20 protein-coding genes and 1 pseudogene are annotated in these 26,392 nt (G+C 63.7%); 14 read left to right on the top strand and 7 right to left on the bottom strand.

What is annotated here, in order from left to right; all coding sequences use genetic code 11:
• Window positions 1-10: 10 nt before the first annotated feature.
• From V1273_RS26750 to V1273_RS26725, 6 genes are all read left to right on the top strand, one after another.
• Entirely contained in the window at window positions 11-1,582 is a 1,572-nt protein-coding gene (locus V1273_RS26750; RefSeq protein WP_334411441.1) for an alkaline phosphatase D family protein, read from the top strand.
• 176 nt (window positions 1,583-1,758) lie between these two features.
• Window positions 1,759-2,199 carry a GlcG/HbpS family heme-binding protein gene (locus tag V1273_RS26745; RefSeq protein ID WP_334364227.1) on the top strand — a complete coding sequence of 147 codons (441 nt, stop codon included), beginning with the start codon at window positions 1,759-1,761 and terminating at the stop codon, window positions 2,197-2,199.
• Window positions 2,200-2,283: 84 nt separating this feature from the next.
• Window positions 2,284-3,297: a Gfo/Idh/MocA family protein gene (locus V1273_RS26740; RefSeq protein WP_334411440.1), complete on the top strand. Its 1,014-nt coding sequence runs from the start codon at window positions 2,284-2,286 to the stop codon at window positions 3,295-3,297.
• Window positions 3,298-3,367: 70 nt separating this feature from the next.
• Window positions 3,368-4,309, top strand: a complete 942-nt coding sequence (locus V1273_RS26735) for a tripartite tricarboxylate transporter substrate-binding protein (protein WP_334411439.1) — start codon at window positions 3,368-3,370, stop codon at window positions 4,307-4,309.
• A gap of 355 nt (window positions 4,310-4,664) precedes the next feature.
• A complete protein-coding gene (locus V1273_RS26730) occupies window positions 4,665-5,837 on the top strand; it encodes a thiolase family protein (protein WP_334364224.1) in 1,173 nt (390 codons plus the stop codon).
• Between the two features lie 355 nt (window positions 5,838-6,192).
• Window positions 6,193-7,473 (top strand): amidohydrolase/deacetylase family metallohydrolase, encoded by a 1,281-nt coding sequence (locus V1273_RS26725; protein WP_334411438.1) that lies wholly within the window; start codon window positions 6,193-6,195, stop codon window positions 7,471-7,473.
• A 12-nt stretch (window positions 7,474-7,485) separates the two neighbouring features.
• On the opposite strand, the gene V1273_RS26720 is transcribed toward V1273_RS26725, so the two are convergent.
• On the bottom strand, window positions 7,486-8,364 hold the full coding sequence (locus tag V1273_RS26720) for a DMT family transporter (protein ID WP_334411437.1): 879 nt from the start codon (window positions 8,362-8,364) through the stop codon (window positions 7,486-7,488).
• Between the two features lie 7 nt (window positions 8,365-8,371).
• Entirely contained in the window at window positions 8,372-10,084 is a 1,713-nt protein-coding gene (locus V1273_RS26715) for an FAD-dependent oxidoreductase (protein WP_442894113.1), read from the bottom strand.
• Window positions 10,085-10,119: 35 nt separating this feature from the next.
• Between V1273_RS26715 and V1273_RS26710 the strand changes: the two genes are divergently transcribed.
• Window positions 10,120-11,106, top strand: a complete 987-nt coding sequence (locus V1273_RS26710; protein ID WP_334411436.1) for a Bug family tripartite tricarboxylate transporter substrate binding protein — start codon at window positions 10,120-10,122, stop codon at window positions 11,104-11,106.
• A gap of 23 nt (window positions 11,107-11,129) precedes the next feature.
• On the opposite strand, the gene V1273_RS26705 is transcribed toward V1273_RS26710, so the two are convergent.
• Both V1273_RS26705 and V1273_RS26700 read right to left on the bottom strand, forming a co-directional pair.
• Window positions 11,130-12,371, bottom strand: a complete 1,242-nt coding sequence (locus V1273_RS26705) for an aminotransferase-like domain-containing protein (RefSeq protein WP_334381023.1) — start codon at window positions 12,369-12,371, stop codon at window positions 11,130-11,132.
• A 68-nt stretch (window positions 12,372-12,439) separates the two neighbouring features.
• Entirely contained in the window at window positions 12,440-12,823 is a 384-nt protein-coding gene (locus V1273_RS26700) for a DUF3124 domain-containing protein (RefSeq protein ID WP_334411435.1), read from the bottom strand.
• A 76-nt stretch (window positions 12,824-12,899) separates the two neighbouring features.
• Between V1273_RS26700 and V1273_RS26695 the strand changes: the two genes are divergently transcribed.
• The 4 genes and pseudogenes from V1273_RS26695 to V1273_RS26680 all read left to right on the top strand — a co-directional run bounded on the left by V1273_RS26695 (window position 12,900) and on the right by V1273_RS26680 (window position 18,682).
• Window positions 12,900-14,627 (top strand): cation:proton antiporter, encoded by a 1,728-nt coding sequence (locus tag V1273_RS26695; RefSeq protein WP_334381025.1) that lies wholly within the window; start codon window positions 12,900-12,902, stop codon window positions 14,625-14,627.
• Window positions 14,628-15,108: 481 nt separating this feature from the next.
• Window positions 15,109-16,182, top strand: a complete 1,074-nt coding sequence (gene ribB / locus V1273_RS26690; protein ID WP_334411434.1) for a 3,4-dihydroxy-2-butanone-4-phosphate synthase — start codon at window positions 15,109-15,111, stop codon at window positions 16,180-16,182.
• A 187-nt stretch (window positions 16,183-16,369) separates the two neighbouring features.
• Window positions 16,370-17,585: pseudogene (locus V1273_RS26685) on the top strand (acyl-CoA dehydrogenase).
• Between the two features lie 179 nt (window positions 17,586-17,764).
• Window positions 17,765-18,682 carry an MBL fold metallo-hydrolase gene (locus tag V1273_RS26680; RefSeq protein WP_334411433.1) on the top strand — a complete coding sequence of 306 codons (918 nt, stop codon included), beginning with the start codon at window positions 17,765-17,767 and terminating at the stop codon, window positions 18,680-18,682.
• Window positions 18,683-18,821: 139 nt separating this feature from the next.
• Here V1273_RS26680 and V1273_RS26675 read toward each other — a convergent pair whose 3' ends face one another.
• Window positions 18,822-19,673, bottom strand: a complete 852-nt coding sequence (locus V1273_RS26675; RefSeq protein WP_334364214.1) for a DUF1499 domain-containing protein — start codon at window positions 19,671-19,673, stop codon at window positions 18,822-18,824.
• 657 nt (window positions 19,674-20,330) lie between these two features.
• Between V1273_RS26675 and V1273_RS26670 the strand changes: the two genes are divergently transcribed.
• Window positions 20,331-21,365, top strand: a complete 1,035-nt coding sequence (locus V1273_RS26670) for a hypothetical protein (protein ID WP_334411432.1) — start codon at window positions 20,331-20,333, stop codon at window positions 21,363-21,365.
• Window positions 21,366-21,470: 105 nt separating this feature from the next.
• Here V1273_RS26670 and V1273_RS26665 read toward each other — a convergent pair whose 3' ends face one another.
• Window positions 21,471-23,099, bottom strand: a complete 1,629-nt coding sequence (locus V1273_RS26665) for a fatty-acid--CoA ligase (RefSeq protein ID WP_334381034.1) — start codon at window positions 23,097-23,099, stop codon at window positions 21,471-21,473.
• A gap of 84 nt (window positions 23,100-23,183) precedes the next feature.
• Between V1273_RS26665 and V1273_RS26660 the strand changes: the two genes are divergently transcribed.
• Window positions 23,184-24,338, top strand: coding sequence for an extensin family protein (locus V1273_RS26660; protein ID WP_334411431.1), 1,155 nt, complete (start codon window positions 23,184-23,186; stop codon window positions 24,336-24,338).
• Between the two features lie 28 nt (window positions 24,339-24,366).
• On the opposite strand, the gene V1273_RS26655 is transcribed toward V1273_RS26660, so the two are convergent.
• Window positions 24,367-25,056: a L,D-transpeptidase gene (locus V1273_RS26655; protein ID WP_057843542.1), complete on the bottom strand. Its 690-nt coding sequence runs from the start codon at window positions 25,054-25,056 to the stop codon at window positions 24,367-24,369.
• A 339-nt stretch (window positions 25,057-25,395) separates the two neighbouring features.
• On the opposite strand from V1273_RS26655, the gene V1273_RS26650 reads away from it, so the two are divergent.
• Window positions 25,396-26,373 carry a magnesium transporter CorA family protein gene (locus tag V1273_RS26650; RefSeq protein ID WP_334381036.1) on the top strand — a complete coding sequence of 326 codons (978 nt, stop codon included), beginning with the start codon at window positions 25,396-25,398 and terminating at the stop codon, window positions 26,371-26,373.
• Window positions 26,374-26,392: the final 19 nt, after the last annotated feature.

The raw sequence follows: 26,392 nt of genomic DNA, 5'->3' as shown, positions 1-26,392 counted from the left end.
GGGGTATTCGATGCCGATTGCGATTCGCGCCAAGTCCGCTCTGACGCGGCGTCAATGGCTGGTCCGCTCTGCCGCGACATTCGCCGTCGCTGGTTTCGGCGGCCTCGCCAGACCCTACCTCAGCCGCGCCGCGGCTCGGCCGCTCGTCACCAGCGGCATTCAATCGGGCGACGTCTCGGCCAATTCCGCGGTGGTCTGGGCGCGCGCCGACCGGGCGGCGCGGATGCAAGTCGAGTGTTCGGCCAGCGAAGATTTCAAGACCATCATTGGCACGGCTTCTGCCGATGCGTTGCCGGATGCCGACTTCACTTCGAAAGTTCTGCTCGACGGACTGCCGCCGGGGCAGGATATTTTCTATCGCGTGCGGTTTGAAAGCGAGCCGGGGATCGCCGGCGAGGCGCAGGTCGGGCATTTTCGTACCGCACCCACCACACGGAGCAGCGTATCATTTGCCTGGTCGGGCGATACGACGGGGCAGGGCTGGGGCATCGACGAAAGCCGCGGCGGCATGCGGACTTACCGGACCATGCTCGACAACCGTCCGGACTTCTTCATCCATTGCGGCGACCACATCTATGCGGACTGCCCGGTGGAGCGGGAACTGAAACTGCCCGATGGCGGGGTCTGGCGAAACCTCGTTACCGAGGAAAAGTCTGTCGTCGCCCAAACCCTCGCCCAGTTCCGCGGCAACTACAAATACAACTGGCTGGATCCGAGTTTTCGCGCCTTCCATGCGGCGATCCCCTTGTTCGCGCAATGGGACGATCACGAGGTGACGAACGACTGGGCGCCGGTCGGTACCGCCGACGCGAGCGGCTATGCCGAGGACGGCACCTCGCATCTGGTGGCCCGAGCGCGCCGCGCGTTCCATGAATTCATGCCGATGCGCGCGACGCCCGCGCAGGACGGCCGCATCTATCGCAAGATCGCCTACGGCCCGCTGCTCGATGTCTTCATGATCGACATGCGCAGCTACCGCGATTCCACGTTGAACCAGCGCGACGACCACAGCGACACCTGCATCCTCGGCGCGGCGCAACTGGCCTGGCTGAAGCGCGAGCTGGTGGCTTCCGACGCCACCTGGAAGGTGATCGCGGCCGACATGCCGATCGGCCTGTTCAGCGAGGACGCGATTGCGCTCGGCGACGGTCCGCCGGAGCGGCGCGAGCTTGAGATCGCCGATCTGCTGTCGTTCATGAAGCGCGCCGGCATCCGCAACATTGTGTGGCTGACCGCCGATATGCATTACACGGCCGCGCATCACTACGATCCGAACCGCGCGATCTATCAGGACTTCGAGCCGTTCTGGGAGTTCGTCTCCGGCCCGCTACATGCGGGCACTTGGGCGCCGGCCCCGCTCGACAATACGTTCGGCCCGAAAGCAATGTTCCAGAAGGGGTGCAGCGGCGAGAATCTCGCTCCCTGTTTCGGCCTACAGTTTTTCGGCCGCGTCGACATCGACGGCAAGACCGGAGTCATGACCGTGACATTGAAGGACGTCGACAACCACGACCTGTGGTCGGTCGATATCGAGCCTCGCCCGGATGCGCGGCCCGGCCGGATCATGGCGCAGCATATCTGAGGCGTTCGGCCGCCAGGCCGTCGGCACGGAATTCCTGACGACCTTCCATGTTCGCGCCTCATAGTCTGGCTAGGCTTCATCGCGCGGGGCGTGTGCTGAAAGAAAAGCAGCCGGAGATTGCACGTCGTTTCTCGATGGGGCACAATCCGCCTGTCCCTCCCGACCGGAGCGCTGCCATGTTTGTTGCCGAGAGCAAACGCCTGACGCATCAGGGCGCGAAAAGGATCATGGCGACGGCGCTGGAATTGGCCGGCCAGGCCAACATCGCGATCTCCTGTGCCGTCGTGGATGCCGGTGGCCATGTGATCCTGATCGAACGAATGGACGGCGGCCGCTTCCATACCGTGCACTCCTGCACCACCAAGGCGGTCTGCGCCGCGTCGAACCGGCGTCCGACAACGGCGAAAGGCGCGGCCGGCCAGGACCTCGACGTCAGCCATGCGATCGGGCTCGCGCTCGCCGCCGGACCGGAGCGGTGGACGGCGATGGAAGGGGGCGTGCCGGTGCTGGTCGACCGCGAATGCATCGGCGGTGTCGGCGTCAGCGGCGGCGATTGGGAGACCGATTTGCGGATCGCCAGGTCGGCCGTCGAGTCGATCGGTGCGAAGTGGGAATGAAGTAGCAGGGACCGAAGCCGGCCGGACCAAGGCGGCCTTTGGGAAGGGCATCTTTGAGAGCAAGGTCCTTGGGAGGGCGAAGTGATGAGTGCCGATCCGCTCCGCGTGGCCTGTATCGGGATGGGATGGTGGTCCGACGTGCTGGCGGATGCCATCCAGCGCTCGGGCAAGCTCGAGATCCGCGGCTGCTACACAAGGTCGGATGAGAAACGCAAAAATTTCGCGGCAAAATACCGCTGCCGGCCGGCCGCGAGCTACGAGGCGCTGCTGGCCGATGCCGAGATCGAGGCGATCATCAATACGACGCCGAACGATGTGCATCTCGCGACGACCTGCGCTGCCGCGGCCGCCGGCAAGCACGTCTTTCTGGACAAGCCGATCGCCAACACCATCGCGGACGGCCGCGCCATCACCGAGGCCTGCCGCAAGGCCGGGGTGGTGCTGGCGCTCGGCTATCAGCGGCGGCGCGAGAGCCATTTCCGCTACATCAGGCGAGAGATCGACGCCGGCCGGTTCGGCAGGCTCGTTAATGCCGAGGCGAATATCAGCCGCGACCGCCTTGGCAAGATCGATCTCACCTCCTGGCGCTACCAGGCTGCAGGCATGCCGGGCGGCGTGATGCTGCAGATCGGCATCCACTATGTCGACGTGCTCACTCACCTGATCGGGCCGATCCAGGCGGTACGCGCACAGTCGGCGCAACTGGTGCTGCCCGGTGACAATCCGGATGTCGCGAGCCTGATCCTGCAGCATGAGAACGGCGCGCTCTCGACGCTGAATGCAAGCTACGCCTCGGCGTCCGAGTACTACCTGATGAACGTCTACGGCAAGGAGATGACGGCGTTCTACGACTTGCACAACGGGCTCCGGTTGCTCAAGCGCGGTGAAAGCCAGCCGGTCGCGGTACCATGCACCAACGCCGATACCCTGGTCGAAGAGCTCGAGGAATTTGCCGCGGCGGCGCGCGGGCAGCGCCAGCACGAAGTCGGCGGCGAGGAGGCGACGCGATCGCTCGCGGTCGTGCGCGCCGGCATTCTTTCGGCGCGTGAGGGGCGTTCGGTCGAGGTCGCGGAAATATTGAACGACGGAAACGTATGACCGCGCAGCAGCAAGGGACAGGAGCGCGTTATGACCTTGCACGTGTCTCTGGAAGGCCTGCCTGGTTGCGATGCTGTTCGCTGGCATCGCAGGATCGGTGCGTGCGCAGGATTACCCCTCCAGGGCGATTACGGTGATCGTGCCGTTCCCTCCCGGAGGTGCCAGCGACGTGGTGGCGCGGATCGTCACCAATCAGATGTCGAAGATCCTCGGGCAATCCATCGTCATCGAGAATGTCAGCGGCGCCGGCGGCACGGTTGGTAGCGGCCGCGTCGCGGCTGCCGCACCCGACGGCTATACCCTGCTTGCCGCTGCCATGGGCTCGCATGTCGCAGCGCCAGTGCTGACGCCGAACCTCAAATACAATCCCGTTGCCGACTTCGTGCCGATCGGCATCACCGCGCATTCCCCGGCAGTCGTGATCGCGCGGAAGGATTTCCCGGCAAACGACCTGAAGGAGTTCGTCGCAGCGCTGCGGCAACGGGGCGACGCGGTGAAGCAGGCCCATGGCGGCGTCGGTGCCTCCTCGCATATGGCGTGCCTGCTGTTCACCGCGGAGCTCGGCGCGAAGCCGGCGCTCGTTGCCTATCGCGGATCAGGCCCGGCCTTGAATGACCTGGTCGGCGGTCACGTCGACTTCATGTGCGAGCAATCGGTCAGCGTGGCGGAGTCGGTTTTGGCCGGTTCGGTCAAGGCTTTCGCGGTCTCGGCTGCGAAACGCCTCGAAACGCTGCCGAATGTTCCGACCGCGGGGGAGGCTGGCATCAACTACGAGATGAGCGTCTGGGCGGGACTGTTTGCGCCGAAGGGCGTTTTGCCCGAAATCATCGCGAGGCTTTCCGATGCGCTCGACCGGGCGCTCGATGAGCCCGTCGTGCGCGAGCGGATCGCCCAGCTCGGCGGCTCGATCCCGGCAAAGGACGAGCGCAATCCGGCGGCATTCGACCGTTTCGTTCGATCCGAGATCGCACGCTGGGCACCCATTCTCGCCGTGGCCGGAACAGGGAAGTGAGGCGTCTCGTGTGTCACATGAAATGGGCTTAGAGCGTCACCGTGAGATGGCCGCTACGGCCAGCGGTACGGAAAGCGCAATGTCCTTACTATCGCACCCCTGACCTGTCTTGGATCGCTGTTTGCGGGCGATCTCAATAGCGGCCAATTTCGCTGAGTGAAACAGCCGGCGCATGCGGCCTTCGTCGCGCATCGGCCGCAGAAGACGTGGCCTTGCCCAAGAACGGGCATTGTGCAAATCCCGGCCTTGAGCCGGCCTGCGGTTCATTCTGTTCCGTCCGCCGGAATTCGGGTTTTCGCTACACACCGCCGCGGCTCCAGTCCATACTGGATCGCATCAAAGGGAGGTCTTTCAAATGCGTGAAGCTGTCATCGTTTCCTATGCACGTACGGGGCTGGCGAAGTCCGGCCGCGGCGGGTTCAACATCACCCCGCCGATGTCGATGGCGGCTCACGCCATCAAGCACGCGGTCGAACGCGCCGGCGTCGACAAGGATTATGTCGAAGACTGCTATCTCGGCAATTGCGCGCATGGCGCGCCGAACATCGGCCGCCAGGCCGCGCTGCTCGCGGGATTGCCGAAATCGACGGCCGGCGTCTCGGTGAACCGCTTCTGTTCCTCCGGCCTGCAGACCATCGCGATGGCCGCCAACTCGATCCGCTCTGACGGGGCTGACTGCATCGTGGCCGGCGGCGTCGAGAGCATCTCGATCCCCGGCGGCGGCTCGCCCAAGGAATCGATCGATCCGGACCTGCTCAAGGTCGCGCCCGATATCTTCATGGCGATGATCGATACCGCCGATATCGTTGCCGAGCGCTACAAGCTCAGCCGTGAATATCAGGACGAGTACTCGCTGGAATCGCAGCGCCGCATGGCCGCCGCCCAGCAGGCCAACAAGTTCAAGGACGAAATCGTCCCGATGAAGACCAAGATGAAGGTGGTCGACAAGCAGACCAAGGCGGAGAGCATCGTCGACTACACCGTCGACCGCGACGAGTGCAATCGTCCCGATACGACGATGGAAGGCCTTGGCAAGCTCGAGCCGGTCAAGGGCCCGGGCAAATACGTCACCGCCGGCAACGCCAGCCAGCTTTCGGATGGCGCGGCGGCGGTCGTTCTGATGGAAGCCAAGGATGCCGAGAAGCGCGGTCTCAACCCGATGGGCCGCTTCGTCGCCTGGGCGGCGGCGGGTTGCGAGCCGGACGAGATGGGCATCGGTCCGATCTACGCCGTGCCGAAACTTCTGAAGCGCCATGGCCTGAAGATCGACGACATCGATCTCTGGGAGCTCAACGAAGCCTTCGCCAGCCAGTGTCTCTATTCCCGCGACAAGCTCGGCATCGATCCGGAGAAGTACAACGTCAACGGCGGCTCGATCGCGATCGGCCATCCCTTCGGCATGACCGGTGCGCGTCTCACCGGCCACATCCTGCAGGAAGGCCGCCGGCGCAAGGCCAAGTGGGGCGTCGTCACGATGTGCATCGGCGGCGGTCAGGGCGGCGCCGGCCTGTTCGAGATCTATAGCTGATATTTTTCGAACGCAGCGACACGCAAAACAAAGAGAATGGCCCCGCGAGGGGCCATTTTTCGTTTGGGGTCATCCGGACCGAACGGCGCGACGCGATGCGATTCGAGGCGTCAGTAACGATACTTCTTCTTGATGACCACTCGTCCGATCGCTTCTCTTGTTGTGGCCGTGTCGCGCATGCGTGCGCCGCGAGAGGCAAAGCTGCGAACGTCGATACAGCAAGCGCCCACTGCAAACCGGCAGCGCCGAGCTTCAATCCAGCGTGGGACGAGAATGGGCAGGCTTTACTCTTGCTTGCGCAAGGCTGGGAGCGGGCGCATCATCGCGCCATAACAATCAAACTGGGGAGGCTGCCATGAGCGGGGTTTCACGCCGTCATTTCCTGAGCCTGACCGGATCGGCCGCGGTCGCCGCGATGTCCGGAAGCGCCCATGCCACGATGGGACCGAATGACAAATTCGACCTCGTGATCAAGGGCGGCGACGTGCTCGATCCGAGCCAGTCGCTCAAGGGCAAGCGCGATATCGGTATCCGCTGGGGTGTGATCGAGGCCGTCGAGAACGAGATTCCGGCCGCGCGCGCCGCCAAGACCATCGATGCCTCAGGCAAGCTGGTGACGCCCGGCCTGATCGATCTGCATTCGCACGTCTACCCCTATGGTTCGGCGATCGGCATTCCCGCCGACGAGCTGGTGCAGGCCCAGGCCACCACCACGGTGGTGTCGGCGGGCGATGCCGGCGTCAACAATCTCGCGGCGCTGCGGCGTTACATCGTGGCGCAATCGCGGGCGCGAATTTACGCCTTCGTCCATATCGCCAACAACGGATTGTCCGGCTTCCCGGTGGCCGAGCTCTACAACATCGATTACGCGCAAGTCGATGCCTGCGCGATGGCGCTGGCGGAAAATCCGGAATTCCTGCTCGGCGTGAAGGTCAGGATGTCGGAGAACGTGATCGCCAGGCACGGGCTGGAGCCGCTGAAGCGCGGCATCAAAGCCTGCGAAATGTGCGGCTGGCCGGCCAAGATGATGGTGCATATAGGCGGCGTCGAGACCAAGGAGCTGATGTCGGAGATTCTCAACCTGATGCGGCCGGGCGACGTGCTGACGCACGCCTATTCCGGCGCACCGAACATCGGCGGCGCCTTCACCAACATCGTGCAGGACGGCAAGCTGCTGCCGGCAGCGCTCTCAGCCAAGCAGCGCGGCGTGATGTTCGACGTCGGCCATGGCGGCGGCAGTTTCGATTTCACGGTGGCGGAGGTCGCGCTTCCCGGCGGCTGCACACCGGATACGATTTCCTCCGACATCCATGTCTTCTCCGGCAACTCGCCAGGCATGCCGTATTTGCCGAATGTGATGAGTAAATTCATCACGCTCGGCCTTACATTGGAGCAGGTGGTGGCGGCGGCGACATCGACGCCGGCGAAAATCATCAACCGCGCGCCCAAGATCGGCACGCTGCAGATCGGCGCACCCGGCGACGTCGCCATCCTGGATCTGGTGGAGGCGCAGACCTCGTTCGTCGACACCCGCAACAACAAGCGCGAGGGCAAGCTGTTGCTCAAGCCCGTGCAGACCGTGATCAACGGCGTGCCGTTCGGCCGGCCCTATCAGGCGCCGTTCGCGGTGCGGTGAGCCGCCGCCCATTCACTTTGATGGCCGCTGCGCGCGGATATCGCCGGCGATGTCGGCAATGACGGCGCCCATCACCAGAGCGCCGCCGGCGAGGACCCGTAGTGTGGGCACCTCGCCAAATCCCACCCATATCCAGAACGGCATCAGCGGCGTCTCCAGCGTGGAGATCAGGGCGGCCTGCCCGGAAGGCAGCAGCCGCGAACCGAGGAAAAACAGCGTCAACCCCAGCGCAACCTGGAAAAATCCGAACATCGCGAGGATCAGGATATCGGCCCCGGGGATGCCGGCGATGCTGCCGGCAAAGGGAATGCTGACGATGCTGCCCAGAAAATTGGATAGCGCGGCGGCGGCCACCATGGACGTATCCTTGTGCCGCCGGACCATGACGGTCATCGCGGCGATCGCCAGCGTCGTGAAGCAAGCGAGCGCTATTCCCAGGATATCGGACCCGATGCGCGCGTTGCCGACGATGACCGCAACGCCGCAGAGCGCCACGACACTCGCGACCATAGTTCGCGCATGCGGGACTTCTTGCAACCACGCCCAGGCAAGCGCGGCCGTGACGAAGGGGCCTGTCGCGATGATGATGGCCACATTGGACACGCTGGTCAGTTGTAGCGATGGGATGAAGGCGATCATGGCGGATGTCGATAATGATGCGACCAGCCAGCCGCTTTTTCCTATCCTTGTCAGGTCCCGCAGTCCGGCGCTGCCTTGCAGCACCAGCATGATCGCCACGATCAGGCCGCCGCCGAACAATCCGCGCCAAAACAGGATGGTCCAGGAGTCGTAGGGAAGCAGCCTTGTAAAGAACGGCGCCGTGCTCCAGGCAATGGCGGCGGCGACGACCAGGGCAAAGCCTAGGCGATGCTGGGAGCGCGCCTCCGACATCAGGGGATCAATCCGGGCTGGGGGTGAGGCTTCGGCCGATCAGCTTGCCGACGAGCGGCGCGGGATCGTCAGGGATCGCGTTACCCCGCCAGGCGACATGCTGGTCGGTGCGCGCAAGGATGAGTTTGTGGCCGCCGGGCGGCGGCGCTTGGTCGCCGGGTACATCGACGATCTCAAACGGGACGCCATTGGCGCGCATCGCATCGGTCAAGGGCGCAACCACAACACCCGGATCGTAGCGCAAAAGCGTGTAGCCCGGACCCAACGCATCATAGACCGGCCGTCCGTCCGGCAATTTCGCGAACGGAAGCCGGCAGCCCGGCGTCGAGGACGGCGTGAAGTCCGCCATCGTAAAGCCCGGATGCTCGGCGCCGTCATAGGCGATGATCGGCGAGCGATCGTAGAAATACCCGAAGTTGAGGCCGGCACAGCAATATTGCTGCACGTTCAGGTCATAAGCCGCTTGCCCCACCTGCTTGCGGACGGCATCGCCTTCCGGCCCCGGCTGCTCGATTGCATCAGGAACGGTGCGGCGCTGGCTCAAGACCTTGCCCGCCATCTCCATCGCAAAGCGCGACACTTGTTCGGTGATCGGCAGACGCTCGGCCTCATAGGCGTCGAGGATGGCGATGTCGGCCCAACCCTGCAGATAGGCGGCGAGCAGCCATGCGAGGTTCGTTGCGTCGGCGATCCCGGCGTTCATGCCGTAGCCGGCGTAGGGCATCCATAAATGCGCGGCATCGCCGCAGATGAACGCGCGTCCGTTGCGAAACCGGTCGGCGACAAGGCGGCGGCCGACCCAGTCCTCCTTGCTCAGAATCTCGTATTCGAAGTCGGGGCCGACGCCGAGGATGGCGCGGATCGAGGCATCGCGATCGACGGATTCGAAGGTCTCATCCTCGCGATTGAGGTGATTGTGGATCAGCCACTTCTCGCGGCCGTCGATCGCGACAACCGTGCCACAGCGCCGCGGATTGAGCGACAGCGTCATCCAGGCAGGCCGGTCCATCAGGCCGAGCAGGGCGGGCGCGCGGATGTAGGTCGACTGCACGCGCTGGATGATCGGCGTTCCCTGCAGATTGGCGTCGATCGCCTTGCGAACCAGCGACCGCGCCCCGTCGCAGCCAACGATGAAATCGGCGTGAATCTGAAAGGCGGCTCCGGTATCGAGGTTGCGGAGGGTTGCAACGATGCCCTCATCGACTTCGCTGAAATCCTCGAATGCGGTGCGGTTCAGAATCTGCAGCCCGTTGATGGCGGCGGCGTGGGCGAACAGCACGGGTTCCATATAGATCTGGTTGATGCGGTGCGGCGGCTCGGCCGTCGGCCAACCGGTGTCTGGCCCGCCGGTGGCGGTATAGCGATCGCGCCGGCAGGGAATGAGGATACGCGAGAGCTCGATCCCCGTTGCCGTGGTGCGGTAAGAGCAATCGTTCGGATAGTCGGCCGGCAATCCGGCGTCGCGCAGCTTCTGCGCCAGTCCTAACCTGCGAAAAATCTCCATCGAGCGCGACGAGACGTGGTTGCATTTCACGCTCGGCGGCTCGCCGGCGGCGCGTGTTTCCACGATAGTGATGGATATTCCCCGCGATGCGAGGTCCATCGCCAAGCTGAGACCAACCGGACCGCCACCAACCACGAGAACGCTGGTCTTCACCATGTCACTTGCCGCCTTGTCACTTGCCGCCTTGTCGCTTGCTGCGCTGGGACGATCATGCATTACTGAGCGCCACAGAGATCATCAGGGGACCATCAATGTTTCCGTCGATCCGGCAAGGCATGACCCGCGCCCTTGTTGTTGTTTTGTCGCTGTCGTTGTCGGCGATTGAAGCAGCAAACGCATATCCCGATCAACCCATCAAGATCATCGTGACATTTCCGCCCGGCGGCAGTGCCGATATCGTCATCCGCGCCCTGCAGCCGTTATTATCGGAAACGCTGCGTCAGCCCGTTGTCATCGAGAACAGGGCGGGCGCGGGCGGCAATATCGGGATCGGCGCGGTGGCGCAGGCAGCGCCTGATGGCTACACGCTCGGCGTGGCCGCAGCCGGCGTGCTGACCGTCAATCCCCATCTCAGCCGCGCGGCGATGGCGTTCGATCCGATCAAGGACCTGGCGCCGGTCACCTTGCTGGCGGAAATCCCGTTCGTGCTGGTGTCTTCGCAACAATCGGCCATTGCCTCTGTCGCCGATCTCATTGCCAAGGCCAAGGCTCAAACGGCGGGGCTGTCGATCGGCCATGGCGGCAACGGCACGGCGATGCACCTGACCTCGGCCTTGTTCAACCAGAAGGCCGGTGTCGGAATTCAGTTGATCGCCTATCGCGGCACCGCGCCGGCGACGACAGACGTTCTTGCCGGCCACGTCCCACTGGCCGTGCTGGATATCCCTGCATCCAAGCAGTTGATCGGCGACGGCAAGTTGAAGGCGCTCGGAGTCTCCGCCGCGAAACGCGTGGCCTTCCTGCCCGATGTTCCGACGCTGGCGGAGCAGGGCCTCTCCGGATTCGAATCCGTCGGCTGGTTCGGCATCGTCGCGCCCGCCGGCACGCCGCCCGACATCGTCAAAACGCTGAATACCGCCTTCGTGAAGGCGTTGAGCGATCCCGCGGCGATCGAGAAAATCCGCGTTCTCGGCGCCGAACCCGCGCCCACCTCGCCCGAGGCTTTTGCAAAATTCATCCAGAGCGAAAGCGTGAAATGGGGCAAGCTGATTACCGAGGCCGGGATCAAGGCTGAATAGGACGCTGGCCAAGGCTTGCAGGCTCAGCTCCGCGCCCGCTTCTCCACATTCGCGATCCGTGCCGGCACGCCGAACTCCTTGCGGCAGACTTCGGCGAGCACGGCGACGCCTTCGCGGATCTGTTCATGCGAGGGACTTGCGAAGCACAGCCGCAGCCGGCTGCCGGCATAGGCCTTGTCGGTCGACCATTCAGGCCCCGGATTGATGGCGACGCCGGCGGCAAGCGCGGCCTGATAGAGTTTTAGCGTGTCGACATTGTCGGGCAGCTTCACCCACAGGAAGATGCCGCCCTCGGGCTCCTCGAATTCGGCCGAGGTGCCGAACTGCTCGCTGAGCGCTTCCATCAGCGTGTCTAGCTTGGCGCGCAGGCCGCGTGTCAGCTTCGGCACGTGGGTCGAAAAATGCGGCGCGCAGTACTCGGCCAGCACCATCTGCTCCAGCGCGCCGCTTCCGGCGTCGGTCTTCAGCGCCAGCATCCGCGACATCATCTCCCAGGGTGCCACGATGAAGCCGACCCGCAGCGCCGGCGCGATCGACTTCGAGAACGAGCCGATGTGGATGACGCCGCCATGCTTGCTCATGGCGTAGATCGCGGGCGGACGTTTGCCGGCCCAAACCAGGTCGGCGTAGCAATCGTCCTCGAAAATCGGCACGCCATATTGCTGCGACAGCTTCAGCATCTCGGCGCGCCGCATCTCCGGCAGGATGCTGCCGGTCGGGTTCTGCACGGTTGGGATAGTGTAGATGTATTTCGGCGTGATGCCGCGGCTTTTATGGTCGGCAAGGGCTGCCGCCAGCGCATCCATCCGCATGCCCTGCTCGTCGAGAGGGATGCCGATCGCCTTGACACCAAGCCGCGTCAGCCGGGTCAGCGCGCCCTGATAGGTCTCCTGCTCGACCAGCACGGTGTCGCCGCGCGCCAGCAAGGTTTGGTTGACGAGGTCGAGCGCCTGCAGCGAACCGGAGACGATCATGATATCGTCGGCAATGCAGGCGATGCCGGCGTCGCGCTTGAGTTTCGCGCTGAGGAATTCGCGCAAGGGGCGATAGCCCTGCGGGCCGCTGGCTAGGCCGTAGGTCGCGAGCGTCTTGCCCTCGCGCCGGAGAACGGTATTGACGGCGTCGATCAGGCCATCGACCGGAACCTGCTCGGGATCATTGTTGCCGCCGACAAAGCTGTATCTGGCAAGGCCGGTCCACCGCGCTGCCGGCGCCGGCAATCCGGTGGGCAGCAAGGGCGCAAAATCGAAGGAAGCGGTAGACATGAATGTTCACTCCATCTTGTTTCTTGTTGAGAGGCCCGACCGGGCGGCTCTCTCGTCTCGTCGTCGTTTCAGCCTGGTTCTTGCCGACGATCCTGATCGGCCTGGCTGACGAAGGCATGATGTCCGGTGCCGACGCCGACCATCAGCGCCTCGACCGTGGGCTCGGTGATCTCGCCCGTGGCCGCCCAGTCGACCACGAAATTGGCTCCCGTTTCGCCGCGCACGTCGTCTGCAGCGATGAAGACCTCGACGGTCGCGAACGGTTTTAACGCAATCGGGGACTTGAGGTAGCTCCCCGCCATCTTGCCTGATGTGTCGAAATAGGCGATCCGCTGGGGGATCAGGGGGTGGGAGTTTGCGAAATTCTGTTCGATTCCGCCTGTGGTCCGGGCGCTGGCGGTGGAGGCGTACGGGATCGACAACACGGCCAGAATCGCGAGAAAAGCCCCCATTCTATGGCTGTGACACATTGCTTGTTTGACCCTTGCGCCGGGACCTCTAGGTTGCAAAAGGGGGAAGTCCGGAACCATGCACGAGCTTATTCGCGATATCACCTTATGCATCCTGTTCGCCTGGGTGCTCGGCCTGTTGGCGCATTTTTCCCGGCAGCCGTTGATTTTGGCCTACCTTATCGCCGGGTTCTTCATTGGTCCATTCGGCATGAAGTGGGTCGAATCCCAGGATTCGATCACCGTCATCTCAGAGCTCGGCCTGATCTTCATGCTGTTCATGATCGGGCTGGAAATCGACCTGAAGAAGATCGTGCGCGCCGGCAAGGTGATTCTGTTTGCCGCGGGCGGGCAATTGGTCGGCGGCGTCCTGCTCGGAATATTGTTCTTTATCGGGATCGGCCTGTCGATGGGGAGCGGGCATTTCGACGCGCTCTATCTCTGCATCGCCTGCGCGCTGTCGAGCACGGTCATCATCGTCAAGGTGCTGTACGAGAAGCGCGAGCTCGACACGCTGCCTGGGCGGATTACGCTCGGTGTGCTGGTGCTGCAGGACATCTTCGCGATCCTGTTCCTGGCGGTGCAGCCGAGCCTCGACAATCTGCAAGTGAGCGTGATCCTCTTGTCGATCGCCCGGGTCGGCGTGCTGGTGGCGACCGCGCTGGTGCTCAGCCGCTATGTGCTGCCGTGGCTGTTCCACCAGATCGCGCGCCGGCCCGAGCTGATCCTGCTCGGGGCACTGGCCTGGTGCTTCCTGATCGGCGAGATCGCGGAGAGGCTGCATTTGTCGCGCGAGATGGGCTCGCTGGTGGCTGGCGTATCGCTGTCGACATTCCCCTATGCGCTCGACGTCACCGCCAAGGTGACGACGCTGCGCGACTTCTTCATCACGCTGTTTTTCGTCTCGCTCGGCATGACCATCCCGGTCCCCGGTGCGTCGGTGATCGGGCTGGCGCTCGCGATCGCGGCCTTCACCGTCGTCAGCCGCATGGTGACGACGTTCACGCCGCTTTATCTGATGAAACAGGGACTGCGCGCGAGCCTCCTGCCGGCGATCAACCTGGCGCAGATCTCGGAGTTTTCGCTGGTCGTGATCCAGACCGGCGTGCTGGCACACCATATCAGCCCGGAAACGTCGAGCGCGGCGTCGTTCGCCTTCGTGGTGCTGGCGGTCCTGAGCACCTTCGTCATGGGCCGCAGCGACCAGGTCACGCGCGGCCTGATCGGTCCGCTGAAGCGGATCGGGCTTCGCGACCTCGATCACAAGCATGAGGCCGACGCAGCGCACGAGGGCGGGCACGGGGAGGCGCGCCGGATCGTCATTCTCGGGTTCTTCCGCGCCGCCAGCGCGCTGGTTGCCGAGATCGAGCGCCTCACTCCGGCGGTGCTGGAGCAGATCACCGTGATCGACTTCAATCCGCTGGTATTCAGGACCTTGACGGACCGCGGCATGCACGTGGTCTATGGTGACATCAGCAACGTCGATACGCTGGTGCATGCCGGCGTCGGCAAGGCCGAACTGATCATCCTCAGCATCCCGGATTCGCTGTTGAAGGGCGCCGACAACGAAAAGCTGGTCCGGCACGTCCGCTCGCTCAACCCGACCGCCAAGATCGTTGCCACCGCGGAGATCCTGGCCAACGTCAACGACCTCTACGAGGCCGGCGCCGACTACGTGACGGTGACGCGGCTCAGCGACGCCCACGAACTCTACAAGGTGATCGAAGCCGCCCAGGCCGGGCTCCTGGAGGACAAGCGCGCCGAGACCGACGCGCTGCTCAGCGAGCGCCGCGAGGTGCTGCCGTAGAGCCTGACGAAAATAGGTTTGACTGCGACCACGAATAAGGTGCGCTCCCTCTCCCGCTTGCGGGGGAGGGTTGGGGTGGGGTGTCTCCGCGGGCGACACTGCCTGAGTGGAAAGACCCCCCACCCGGCGCTTCGCGCCGACCTAAGAGCGAGCTTCGCTCGTCTCGACCCCGCAAGCGGGAGAGGTGAAGCGCGTCTGCGGCCAAATCGATCTAAACAAAAATCAGCATGCTAGCGGCAAAAGACGGGCGCCGCGGGCTGACTTCTCCGGCAAGGCGGCATATCTACGCCTGATCGGGACGAAACCGGCCGATGCCACCGGGCGGAAATCGTCGACAATTTATCCCGCTTCAGCACCGCCGCAGCATGGCCGCTTCGCGCCCGCCGGCAGCGGCCTGCCCTGCGTATTGACGCTGGCGCCGGCCATGGAGTCCGGCTAATGCACTGGCTGAAGCTAGCTAGATTTGGCGAGATTTTGAGAAATGGCCGATAGCATCCAGGAAGTTCTGCAAGCCTTTGCCAAAGGCGAACTTGTCGTCGTCACCGACGATGACGATCGCGAGGGCGAGGGCGATCTGATCGTTGCGGCTTCGCTCTGCACCGCGGAGAAGATGGCATTCATTATCCGCCACACCTCCGGTATCGTCTGCGCGCCGATCACCACCGACGACGCCAGGCGGCTGCGGCTCGATCCGATGGTGGCGCATAACGAGTCCAATCACACCACCGCCTTTACCGTCTCGATCGACTACAAACCCGATGGCGGCACCGGCATTTCGGCGGAGGAGCGCGCCTCCTGCTGCCGCGCGCTCGCCAATCCCAACGCCGGCGCCAATGATTTTGCCCGGCCCGGTCATATCTTTCCGCTGATCGCCCGCGACGGTGGCGTGCTGCTGCGCTCCGGCCATACCGAAGCGGCGGTCGATCTCTGCAAGCTTTCCGGCCTGCCGCCGGTCGGCGTCATCTCTGAATTGATGAACGACGACGGCACTGTGATGAAGGGCGAGCAGGTGACGAAATTCGCCGCCACTCACAAGCTCAAGCATGTCACAATCGCTGACATGATCGCTTACCGTCAGGCGCGCGAAAAGTTGATCGAGCGGGTCGCGACGTTTACCACCGACAGCCCGATCGGTCCGCTGCAGGGCTATGCCTATCGCTCGCCCTTCGACGAGATCGCGCATGCTGCCTTCGTCTATAACGGGATCGGCGACGGCAAGAACGTGCTGACGCGCTTGCACAAGCCCAATATCGTCAAGGATCTCTTCACCGGCCAGGCGCGGATGCAGGTCGTGCTGGACCATTTCAAGAAGGCCGGCCGCGGCGTGCTGGTCTACTTGCGCGACGGCGCGGCCGGAGTTCCCGTCGAGCCGGTCGGCGAACAGAAAACAGCAGAGGCGGACAGGCACCGGCAATGGCGTGAAGTCGGCGTTGGTGCCCAGATCCTGCGCGATCTCGGCATCACCTCGATCGTCAATCTTACTTCGTCGGTGCACGACTATAAGGGGCTATCCGGTTTCGGCATCGAGATCGTTTCCAACGAGAAGTTGGAGTAGTCATCATTCCCGGAATGGTGCGCTAGCACCATATCCGGAATCTCGAGATTCTCAGGGGTGCAAGGGGCGCCCCACAGTTCATGCTTCGCATGCCCCGGAATGACGTGGTGAAACATTTGCGCTTCTGCCGATAGCGCATTAATTTGTCGACAATTTACATGAGGACAATGATGCGAAAGGGATTTTCATGAGCGTGCGCCCTCAAGCCAAGGACAAGCCGGCGGCGGCTTCCTTCCAGTGGGACGATCCGTTCCTGCTCGACGACCAGCTCACCGAAGACGAGCGCATGATCCGCGACACCGCGCGTGCCTATGCGCAGGACAAGCTGTTGCCGCGCATCATCAACGCGTATCTGGAAGAGAAGACCGACCGCGAGATCTTCAACGAGATGGGCGAGCTCGGCCTGATCGGTGTCACGCTGCCGGAAGAATATGGCTGCGCGAACGCGAGCTACGTCGCCTATGGCCTGGTGGCGCGCGAGATCGAGCGGGGTCGATTCCGGCTATCGCTCGATGAACTCGGTGCAGTCGTCGCTGGTGATGTACCCGATCTACGCCTATGGCGACGAGAACCAGCGCAAGAAATACCTGCCGAAGCTTGCCACCGGCGAGTGGGTCGGCTGCTTCGGCCTGACCGAGCCGGATGCCGGCTCCGATCCCGGCGGCATGAAGACCCGTGCCGAGAAGGTGTCGGATGGCTATCGCATCAGCGGCAGCAAGATGTGGATTTCCAATGCCCCGATCGCCGACGTCTTCGTCGTCTGGGCCAAGTCGGCCGCGCATGACAACCAGATCCGCGGCTTCATTCTCGAGAAGGGCATGAAGGGCCTGTCGGCGCCGAAGGTCGGCGGCAAGCTGTCCTTGCGCGCCTCGATCACCGGCGAGATCGTGATGGACGGCGTGGTGGTGCCGGAGAGCGCGCTGCTGCCCAACGTATCAGGCCTGAAGGGACCGTTCGGCTGCCTCAACCGCGCCCGCTACGGCATCTCCTGGGGTGCAATGGGTGCGGCGGAAGACTGCATGCACCGCGCGCGGCAATACACGCTCGACCGCAAGCAGTTCAACCGGCCGCTAGCGGCAACGCAGCTCGTGCAGAAGAAGCTCGCCGACATGGAAACCGAGATTGCGCTCGGCCTTCAGGCCTCATTGCGGGTCGGCCGCCTGATGGACGAGGGCAAGATGGCGCCGGAAATGATCTCGATCGTCAAGCGCAACAATTGCGGCAAGGCGCTCGACATCGCCCGCGTCTCGCGTGACATGCACGGCGGCAACGGCATCCAGATCGAGTACCACGTGATGCGCCATACCGCGAACCTGGAAACCGTGAACACCTATGAAGGCACCCACGACGTCCACGCCCTGATCCTGGGCCGGGCCATCACGGGGATACAGGCGTTTTCGTAAAGTGTGAGGGGCGCGCAGAAGTAGCCCCACATTATGCCGCCATCGCCCGCCTTGTGCGCAATTGCGCACTGGGGCGGGCGATCCAGTACGCCGCGGCGGTTCGTTTCTTCTCGAACGTCAGTGATTACCGGATACCCCGCCTTCGCGGGGTATGACGGGAGTGATGGTAGGAACTCCGCATGGCCGACAACGACGACATCCCGTTCAACCGCGACTTTCCGCTTCGAGCCGGCGTCGTCGATGAGCCGCGTCCCGGCGTGCGGCGCGTCCTCTGCAATAACCCTAGCCCGTTCACCTTCACCGGCACGGTCAGCTACATCGTGGGCAAGGGCACTGTCGCGATCATCGATCCCGGTCCCGATGATGATGCGCATGCCAAGGCGTTGCTCGACGCCGTGCGCGGCGAGACGGTGACGCATATTCTCGTCACCCACACCCACCGCGACCATTCGCCGAACACCGCGCGGATCAAGGCGGCCACCGGCGCGCCCGTTTATGCCGAGGGGCCGCACCGCGCCTCGCGGCCACGCTTCGAGAGCGAAAAGCACAATCCGGAATCCGGCGCCGACCGCGATTTCAGGCCCGACATCGAGGTCAAGAACGGCGACGTCATCGAAGGGCGGGGCTGGGCGCTGGAGGCGGTCGCAACCCCCGGCCACACCGCCAATCACCTGGCGTTCGCCTGGCCCGAGCGAAAGATCAATTTCGTCGGCGACCACGTGATGGGCTGGTCGACCTCGATCGTCGCACCGCCGGACGGATCGATGAGCGACTACATGGCCTCGCTGGCGCGGCTGGAAGCGCGCGAGGAGGATCTGTATTTTTCAGGCCACGGGCCGGAAATTCCGGAAGGGCCGCGTTACGTCCGTTTCCTGACCCGGCACCGCCAGGCCCGCGAGGCCTCGATCCTGCATCGGCTTGCCAAGGGCGAGGCCGACATCCCGACCATGGTGCGCGCGATCTATATCGGTATCGACCCGCGGCTGACGAATGCCGCCGGCTATTCCGTGCTGGCGCATCTGGAAGATCTGGTCGCCCGCGGGATCGTGGCGACCGATGGCGATCCGGTGATCGGCGGGACGTATCGGCTGGCTTGAGCTCTCACCGTCATTCCGGGGCGACACGAAGTGTCGAACTAGGGTATGCAATTGCATACCCGAGAATCTCGAGATCCCCCGGTGCGCAATTGCGCACCTGAGGTTCGCGCCTCGCGCGCCCCGGGATGATGCTGACGCGTCATTTTTTTACATTCTTTGCCTGGGCCTTGGCCGGTGTCTGCGGCTTCTTCGGCGCCGCCGGCTTGGCGTTGTCGACGGCGGCGTTGATGTCCTCGATCAGCTTTGAGACGCGGGCGGCGTTGCTGCCGAGGTCGCTTTCGAAATAGCGCGAGGAGGAGCGGATATCTACGCGTGAATCGTCGCCGTCGGGGGTAATGCGGATCGAGATGTCCTCGCGGAATCCCATGATCGGCGTTCGCGCCACCGCCTCGATGCGGCCGATGCGGCGTGGCGGCTGCGGCGGCCGTTCGTCGATCACGAGCCATTTGCGCTTGTTGACCAGCGCCAGCGTCACCTCATAGGCCCGCTGCGGCGGTACTTCGAGCTCCACGGTCTCGATGTCGGGATAGGCGATCCGCTGCTGCTCGGCCGAATAGAGTCCGGCATAGACGGCGGAGTTGGCACCTTCGCCGCTGCGCAGCCGCGCCAGCGCCTCGAAGCGCGGCGGATCGATCGGATCGGTGGTGATGTCGTGGATCGGCGGCAGCTTGCGATATTGCAGGGCGAGGTAGGCCGGGTAGGCGAGCAGAAGGGCGCTGATCAGGAACGCCAGCACGATCCGGCCCATGCCGCGCGATCCGTTCTGCCAGATTGCGGCAAAGGCGGCGAGGCCGACCAGGATCGAAAGCACAGCCAAACCGAGCGCGCCGAAGAACGTCGCCAGCGCGGGTTTTACCTCCAGGAAGCCGAAGCGGACGATGATGATCGACACCACCACCGCGACCACGGCGAAGATGGCGAGGTTGCGCGACCAGGTGGCGAGGCTGGACACGGGCTCCGACTGGTAAGGAGAGGAAAACCTTCGGGCCATCGGTGAATCTGCCGGGTTTCTGAAATCTGTGTGGCCGGCGGGCCGGCTGCAAACTCGCAAGCTTGAGACCACGGCGTGGCGCGAATTTCAAGTTTGCAGGCGATACTAATCGGGCAAATGCGCTGCGTGCAGCAACCTCATGGGTAACCATCCCTGTAAATTGATTATTAGTTGTACATTGAAGTTGGTCCAATTTTCGTCTACCTCTCGCCGCCTGGTTGTCGTATTTGCCGCAACACGGGACTGTCCTGCACGGACACCGGCGAACGCCAGCCAAGGGGAAACGGTGGGCGTCAGCCGGAAGCGCTGCAGGATGATCTCAACTCTTGGTCCTTGTTGCGGGCGGAGTCGCAAAAAAATTGCGGTTGCGCCCCCGGAGTTCTAGGATCGCAGAGGGCGCAATCGGCATACGTCCGCGGGGCTGGCGGAAGGCCCCATGAGGGCGAGTGTTCAGTATGAGTGATGCAAAGCACGAACGATATGTCGGCCCGAACGATCCGGCCATATTATGCGCCGCGTGAGCAGAGGGAACGGACGAGCAGCGATCAACCGGGCACGATGCTGATGCAGAACGACGATGGCTGGCGTCCGCGAATGCCAACGGAAGGACCGCCCTTGCAGCCCTTCAGCAAGCCCGCGCGCCGCCAAGATTCCGAAATGTTCACCAAAGCCGTGGCCCAGGCCATGCAGGAGGCGAGGGAGACCGCGCCGGTCGAAGCGCCATCCGTGCTCCGCGACCTGTCGGGACGCCGCGCGCTGTTCCAGCAGGTCATCCGTTTCTCGATCGCCGTGGCGATCGCAGCGAGCATCGCGATGCTTCTGGTCATGGCCATTCCGTCGTCGCAGCGCCCGGCCAACCAGGATAATGCGTCGCTCTCGGCCGCCTGGCAGTCGGTGAAATCGTCGGTGCTTCCGGCGCCGCAGCCGCAGCCAGCGAGGCGTACGGCGACCTTGGCCGTACAGGACGGCAGTGGGTTCACCAACGATCCCGTGCCGCTCGGGATCCACGTCGGCTCTCCGCCGCCCGACGCCTACGTATCCATCAATGGACTTACTGCCGGCGCACGGCTCACATCCGGCAAGCGTGTCGGTCCGAGCGAGTGGCGCGTGTCGGCGACGGAGATTTCCGGCGTTTCGGTCATTCCGCCGGATGGCTTCACCGGCCAGATGCTGGTGACGGCGGAGCTGCGTGACGGCAATGGCGTGGCGCTCACCGGCACCTCCACGCGACTGACCTGGGCGCCTGTGCCAAAGGCCCCTGTCGCTGCGCCGCCGGTTGCCGCGCCAGCCCCGGTCGTTGCCGCGCCGGTTGCTGTAGCGCCAGTCGCTGTACCGCCGCCGGTCGCCATGGCCGCGGCCGCGCCGCCGATGCCAGCCGTGCGGCAGCAGGCGGAAGTCGTGCGAAGCCTCGATCCGAAGGAGATCGCTGCCCTGATCAAACGCGGGCAGGACTTGCTCGCCGCCGGCGATGTGCAGTCGGCGCGGTTGGTGCTGATGCGTGGGGCGGAAGCGCAGGATGCACGCGCGGCGCTGCTCGTCGGCTCGACCTACGATCCGGCGCGGCTCAGGCAGATGGGTGCCGATGGCCCGCTGGCGGACGTCGCGCAGGCCCGCATCTGGTATCAGCGGGCAAAGGAATGGGGCGAACCCGACGCGCAGCGACGGCTCGACGCGCTGGCGCTCTCGCGCTGATCCTGGGCGGGCGTATTGCACCCCGCTTGAGTAAGATTTTTTAGGAAGAGGCCGCCTCCCGCTTTGCCGGAAGGCGGCCTCTTTGAATCGAGCCCAGGCTTCGCGTCACGCCGCCGCGTTCGGGAAGCTGTAGCTCTTGAACTGCTCGCGCAGCGCGGTCTTCAGGATCTTGCCGGTTGCGGTGTGGGGGATGCCGTCGACAAAGACGACGTCATCGGGCATCCACCATTTCGCGATCTTGCCATCCATGAATTTCAGGATGTCCTCGCGGCTTGCCTGCTGGCCGGCCTTGAGTTGCACGATCAGCAGCGGACGTTCGTCCCATTTGGGATGGTAGACGCCGATGACAGCGGCTTCCGCGACCGCCGGGTGGCCGACCGCGAGGTTTTCGAGATCGATCGATGAGATCCATTCGCCGCCGGACTTGATGACGTCCTTGGAGCGGTCGGTGATCCGCATGTAACCGTGCTGGTCGATGGTGGCGACGTCGCCGGTGTCGAAATAGCCTTCCTCGTCGAGGATATCGGTATCGACCTTGAAATAGCCCTTGGCGACCGCGGGCCCACTCACCTTGAGGCGGCCGAAGGTCTTGCCGTCCCACGGCAGTTCCTTGCCGGCATCGTCGGTGATCTTCATCTCGACGCCGAACGGCGGGTAGCCCTGGGTCTGCAGGATGTCGAGCCGCTCCTCGCCGGTGAGTTCGGCAAACGGCGGCTTCAGCGCGGCCACGGTTCCGATCGGGCTCATCTCGGTCATGCCCCAGGCGTGGCGTACGCGCACGCCCATGTCGACGAACGATTTGATCATTGAGCGCGGCATCGCCGAGCCGCCGCATACCACGCTCTTCAGGTGGGGCAGCTTCAGATTGTTGGCCGACATGTGGTTCAGCAGCATCAGCCACACCGTCGGCACGCCGGCGGTATGGGTGACTTTCTCGGTGTCGAGCAGTTCATAGACCGAAGCACCGTCGAGCTTGGCGCCGGGCATCACGAGCTTGGTGCCCATCGAAGGCGCGGAGAATGCGATGCCCCAGCTATTGGCATGGAACAACGGCACCACCGGCAGCATGGTCTCGGCGGCGCTGGTGCCGAGCGCGTCGACGTTGTTGGCCATCAGCCCGTGCAGCACGTTGGAGCGATGCGAATACAACACGCCTTTGGGGTCGCCCGTGGTTCCCGAGGTGTAGCACATCGCGGCCGCGGTATTCTCGTCAAAATCCTTCCACGTGAACTTGCCGTCCGCTTCCGCGACCCAATCCTCATAGGCGACCGCGTTCTTCAGCGTGGTCTGCGGCATATGCGCCTTGTCGGTCAGCACGATGTAGCGCTCGACGCTCGGCAGGTTGGCCGCGATCTTTTCCAGGATCGGCACGAAGGTGGTATCGGTGATCACCACGCGGTCCTGCGCGTGGTTGATGATCCAGGCAATCTGGTCGGGGAACAGCCGCGGATTGACAGTGTGGCAAATCGCGCCGATTCCCATGATGCCGTACCAGCATTCGAGATGGCGCCAGGTGTTCCAGGCGATGGTGGCGACACGGTCACCGAGCTTGATGCCGTCGCGGTCGAGCCGTTGCGATACTTTCAGCGCGCGTGCATGAATTTCGGCGTAATTGGTGCGATGAATGGGGCCTTCGACCGACCGCGTGACGACCTCTTGCGTGCCGTGATACTTCGCCGCGTGTTCGATAATCCGATGGCAAAGCAAAGGCCAATCTTGCATCAATCCGAGCATACGCACTTTCCTCCGATGGTTGTTTTATTGCCGCACGATCCGCGAACATTGCTGGCGGATCGGGGTTAAGTTCATGGAATTGAAATGAACTTTACCGCGCAGAAAGCAAGCCGAAAATGGGCTAATGGCACCTTTGGCCGCATTGCAGCGGCAATGGTTACCGCTGCCGCGGCCGCGCTGTTGATTGGCATGCCAGTCGAGCCGGCCTGGGCGGCAAAGGCTTCGCACGCCGCGCCGTGGGACAACCTATTCAGGCATTTACAACCACGTCCGCGAGCAAAGGCGCGCCGTGTGGCTGTGCCGCTGCCGAGGCCGCGTCCCGCTGAGGCGCCGTCTGCCGAGCCTGAGCAGCCGGCCGAGAAGGAGCAGGCGTCGCCTGAGAAAGACAAGGCCAAGGAGCAGGCGGCGCCTGCACCGCAGCCCACGCCACAACCCTCCGCGTGCCGCCTGGCGCTGACGGACGAAGTCGCCATTGCGCCCAGCATCCCGGACATCCGCGGCGCCAACGGCTGCGGCGGCGAGGATCTGGTGCGGCTCGAGGCGATCGTGCTGCCGGACAAGCGGCGGGTGTCGGTGAAGCCGGCGGCGATCCTGCGTTGTCCCATGGCGTCTGCGCTGGCAGAGTGGATCCGCAAGGATATCGCACCGCTCGCTGAGCGCCTCGGCAGCACCGTCTCCGATCTCGACAATTTCGACTCGTTCGAGTGCCGTGGCCGTAACCGCATCGTCGGCGCAAAACTCTCCGAGCACGGCCGCGCCAACGCGCTCGACGTGCGCGCCTTCAAGCTCACCGATGGCACCTCGATCTCGCTAACCGACCGGACCGTGCCGCGGAAATTGCGCGAGACCGTGCTGCACTCCGCCTGCACGCGGTTCTCGACCGTGCTCGGCCCGGGTTCGGACTGGTACCACGAGGACCACATCCATCTCGATCTGATGGAGCGGCGCGGCAATTACCGGATCTGCCAATGGGACGTCTGGGACCCGCTGCCGCAGAGAGCGCCGCTATTGCCGGCCGAACGGCCCGAGGAAGCGCCGCCGCGCGAGGTCGCCGCCAAACCCGACGACGCCAAATCCGACGCGAACAGGTCTGACAAGCCTGATGCAAACAGGTCTGGTGCGAAGCCCGATGCGGCCAAGCCGGACGCTGAATCGAATGGCGAGAAATCGGAAAAGGCCGAGCCGGCGCGCGAGGACAAGCCCGCAACGAAAAAGCGCCGGAAAAACCGGCGCTCTTGATCTTCCACTGCAGTGTAACCGGCGTCGGCTACTGCGCCATCGAGCTGCTGTTGCCGCCGCCCTGCAGCGCCATCTTGGAATTGAACGGCGAGTCACCCTGCTTGGGTTCGAGCACGACGACCACGGTGCCCGTCTTCACCCGGCTGTAGAGGTCGATGACGTCTTCGTTGGTCATGCGGATGCAGCCCGACGAGATCGAGGCGCCGATATATTCCGGCTGGTTGGTGCCGTGGATGCGGAACAGCGTGTCGCGGTTGCCCTGGTACAGGTAGAGCGCGCGGGCACCGAGCGGATTGTCGACGCCGCCGGGCACCGAGGCCGGCAGGCCTTCGATACGCTTGTGAATGTCGGCGGTCGGCGTCCATTTCGGCCATTCCGCCATGTTGCCGACGCGCGCGATGCCGGAGAATGCGAGGGCTTCCTCGCCGACGGTGACGCCATAGCGGATCGCCTTGCCGCCGTCCTGGACCAGATAGAGGTAATGGTTGTCGGAATCGACAACGATGGTACCGGGCAGTTCCTTGCGGTGATAGTCGACGATGGCGCGGCGGAACGGTTCCGGGGGCTTGACCGCGGCATAGCGCGCCTTGGCAAGCTGGGCCTTGTCGTTCGGCTTGAGGGTGGCTTCAGGTGCAGCTTGATAGGTGGTTGCCGGCATGCAGCCGGACAACGCAAGGCCGGCGGCGAGCAGCCCCAAAATTACTTTCAGCGACGACATGGTACACTTCCAATCGAAAGTCAGGCGTTCGCAAGCCACAATCTTGCGCCTCAAACGCGACGATTCCATTAATCTCATTATCTGCAAAAGCCGGCTGACATGCCAGCATTTGCACGTCCATTCTGCGCTGCGGAAGGCTGGCTGTGGCTTTTATGCCGCAAGTTTTGCGGCTTCCGGTTGATTTCTGGGCAGGGATGGCGCAGGGGCCAAATCGCGGCCGCGCCGCCGCCACCCCGCTGCCATAAATATCGACGCCGGTTAATGCGAGGGTCATGAAGCACTTGCCAGAATCGGGTCTAGTGCCGCTGGGTGGGATGTCTACCGGTTCCGGAGTTGCCCATGTTTTCGGTGTTTGTTCCCTTCGAATCTACCCTGAAGAAGCTCCCGGATGTGGACCCGGCAGCATTGCCGGACAATGCGGTCTGGATCGACCTGTTGAACCCGACGGGGCAGGAGGACCGCGCGGTCGAGCGGCTGACCGGGATTGCAGTACCGACCCGGGAGGACATGCAGGAAATCGAGATTTCCAGCCGGCTCTATATCGAGAACGCCGCCCGCTACATGACCGCTACGCTGATGTGCCAATCCGACACCGATATGCCGCGGACCACGGCCGTCACCTTCATTCTCGCCGGTCACCGTCTGGTGACGGTGCGCTACGACGAGCCGAAGCCGTTTGCGCTCGTTGAGCACAAGCTGGCGCGCTCCTGCCTGCCCGGGATATCGGGCGAGATGGTGCTGATGGAACTGCTCGACGCGGTGATCGACCGCTGCGCCGACATTCTGGAGCGCGCTGGCGCCGAGGTCGACCAGGTCTCGCACGACATCTTCGAGCCCGAAAGCGCACGCCATGGTCAGGCCAAGCGATACTCGCAGATCCTGATCGCGATCGGGCGCAAGGGGGATCTGGTCTCCAAGATCCGCGAGAGCCTGGTCTCGATCGGCCGCGTCGTCACCTTCCTGTCGGCGGTGGTGGAGGGTGTCAAATGGTCCAAGGATATGCGCGAACAGCTCAAGACCATGCAGCGCGACGTCGGTTCCCTGACCGACCACGCCTCCTACCTCTCCAACAAGATCACCTTCACGCTCGATGCCATGCTCGGCGTCGTCAATCTCGAACAGAACAACATCATCAAGCTGTTCTCCGTAATGGCGGTGGTGCTGATGCCGCCGACCCTGATCGCGTCGGTCTACGGCATGAACTTCAAGGTGATGCCGGAACTCGAATGGGCGCACGGCTATCCGATGGCGCTGCTCATGATGCTCATGGCAGCAGTGCTGCCGTACTTGTTCTTCAGATGGAAGAAGTGGCTGTAGATCACAGTTCCGTGCGGTT

The organism is Bradyrhizobium sp. AZCC 1721 (assembly GCF_036924715.1).
Taxonomy (GTDB): domain Bacteria; phylum Pseudomonadota; class Alphaproteobacteria; order Rhizobiales; family Xanthobacteraceae; genus Bradyrhizobium.
Note: the sequence above shows the minus strand (reverse complement) of the source record. Positions and strands in the feature narration are given on the sequence as shown.

Bases quoted from the DNA above. Each gene is read 5' to 3' on its own strand.
- V1273_RS26655 (WP_057843542.1), bottom strand. From the start codon at position 25,056: ATGTCGTCGCTGAAAGTAATTTTGGGGCTGCTCGCCGCCGGCCTTGCG.
- V1273_RS26650 (WP_334381036.1), top strand. From the start codon at position 25,396: ATGTTTTCGGTGTTTGTTCCCTTCGAATCTACCCTGAAGAAGCTCCCG.
- V1273_RS26725 (WP_334411438.1), top strand. From the start codon at position 6,193: ATGAGCGGGGTTTCACGCCGTCATTTCCTGAGCCTGACCGGATCGGCC.
- V1273_RS26660 (WP_334411431.1), top strand. From the start codon at position 23,184: ATGAACTTTACCGCGCAGAAAGCAAGCCGAAAATGGGCTAATGGCACC.
- V1273_RS26705 (WP_334381023.1), bottom strand. From the start codon at position 12,371: ATGTCTACCGCTTCCTTCGATTTTGCGCCCTTGCTGCCCACCGGATTG.
- V1273_RS26710 (WP_334411436.1), top strand. From the start codon at position 10,120: ATGTTTCCGTCGATCCGGCAAGGCATGACCCGCGCCCTTGTTGTTGTT.
- V1273_RS26720 (WP_334411437.1), bottom strand. From the start codon at position 8,364: ATGTCGGAGGCGCGCTCCCAGCATCGCCTAGGCTTTGCCCTGGTCGTC.
- V1273_RS26670 (WP_334411432.1), top strand. From the start codon at position 20,331: ATGTTCACCAAAGCCGTGGCCCAGGCCATGCAGGAGGCGAGGGAGACC.
- V1273_RS26680 (WP_334411433.1), top strand. From the start codon at position 17,765: ATGGCCGACAACGACGACATCCCGTTCAACCGCGACTTTCCGCTTCGA.
- V1273_RS26695 (WP_334381025.1), top strand. From the start codon at position 12,900: ATGCACGAGCTTATTCGCGATATCACCTTATGCATCCTGTTCGCCTGG.
- V1273_RS26730 (WP_334364224.1), top strand. From the start codon at position 4,665: ATGCGTGAAGCTGTCATCGTTTCCTATGCACGTACGGGGCTGGCGAAG.
- V1273_RS26715 (WP_442894113.1), bottom strand. From the start codon at position 10,084: ATGCATGATCGTCCCAGCGCAGCAAGCGACAAGGCGGCAAGTGACAAG.
- V1273_RS26735 (WP_334411439.1), top strand. From the start codon at position 3,368: ATGCTGTTCGCTGGCATCGCAGGATCGGTGCGTGCGCAGGATTACCCC.
- V1273_RS26750 (WP_334411441.1), top strand. From the start codon at position 11: ATGCCGATTGCGATTCGCGCCAAGTCCGCTCTGACGCGGCGTCAATGG.
- V1273_RS26700 (WP_334411435.1), bottom strand. From the start codon at position 12,823: ATGGGGGCTTTTCTCGCGATTCTGGCCGTGTTGTCGATCCCGTACGCC.
- ribB (WP_334411434.1), top strand. From the start codon at position 15,109: ATGGCCGATAGCATCCAGGAAGTTCTGCAAGCCTTTGCCAAAGGCGAA.
- V1273_RS26675 (WP_334364214.1), bottom strand. From the start codon at position 19,673: ATGGCCCGAAGGTTTTCCTCTCCTTACCAGTCGGAGCCCGTGTCCAGC.
- V1273_RS26665 (WP_334381034.1), bottom strand. From the start codon at position 23,099: ATGCTCGGATTGATGCAAGATTGGCCTTTGCTTTGCCATCGGATTATC.
- V1273_RS26740 (WP_334411440.1), top strand. From the start codon at position 2,284: ATGAGTGCCGATCCGCTCCGCGTGGCCTGTATCGGGATGGGATGGTGG.
- V1273_RS26745 (WP_334364227.1), top strand. From the start codon at position 1,759: ATGTTTGTTGCCGAGAGCAAACGCCTGACGCATCAGGGCGCGAAAAGG.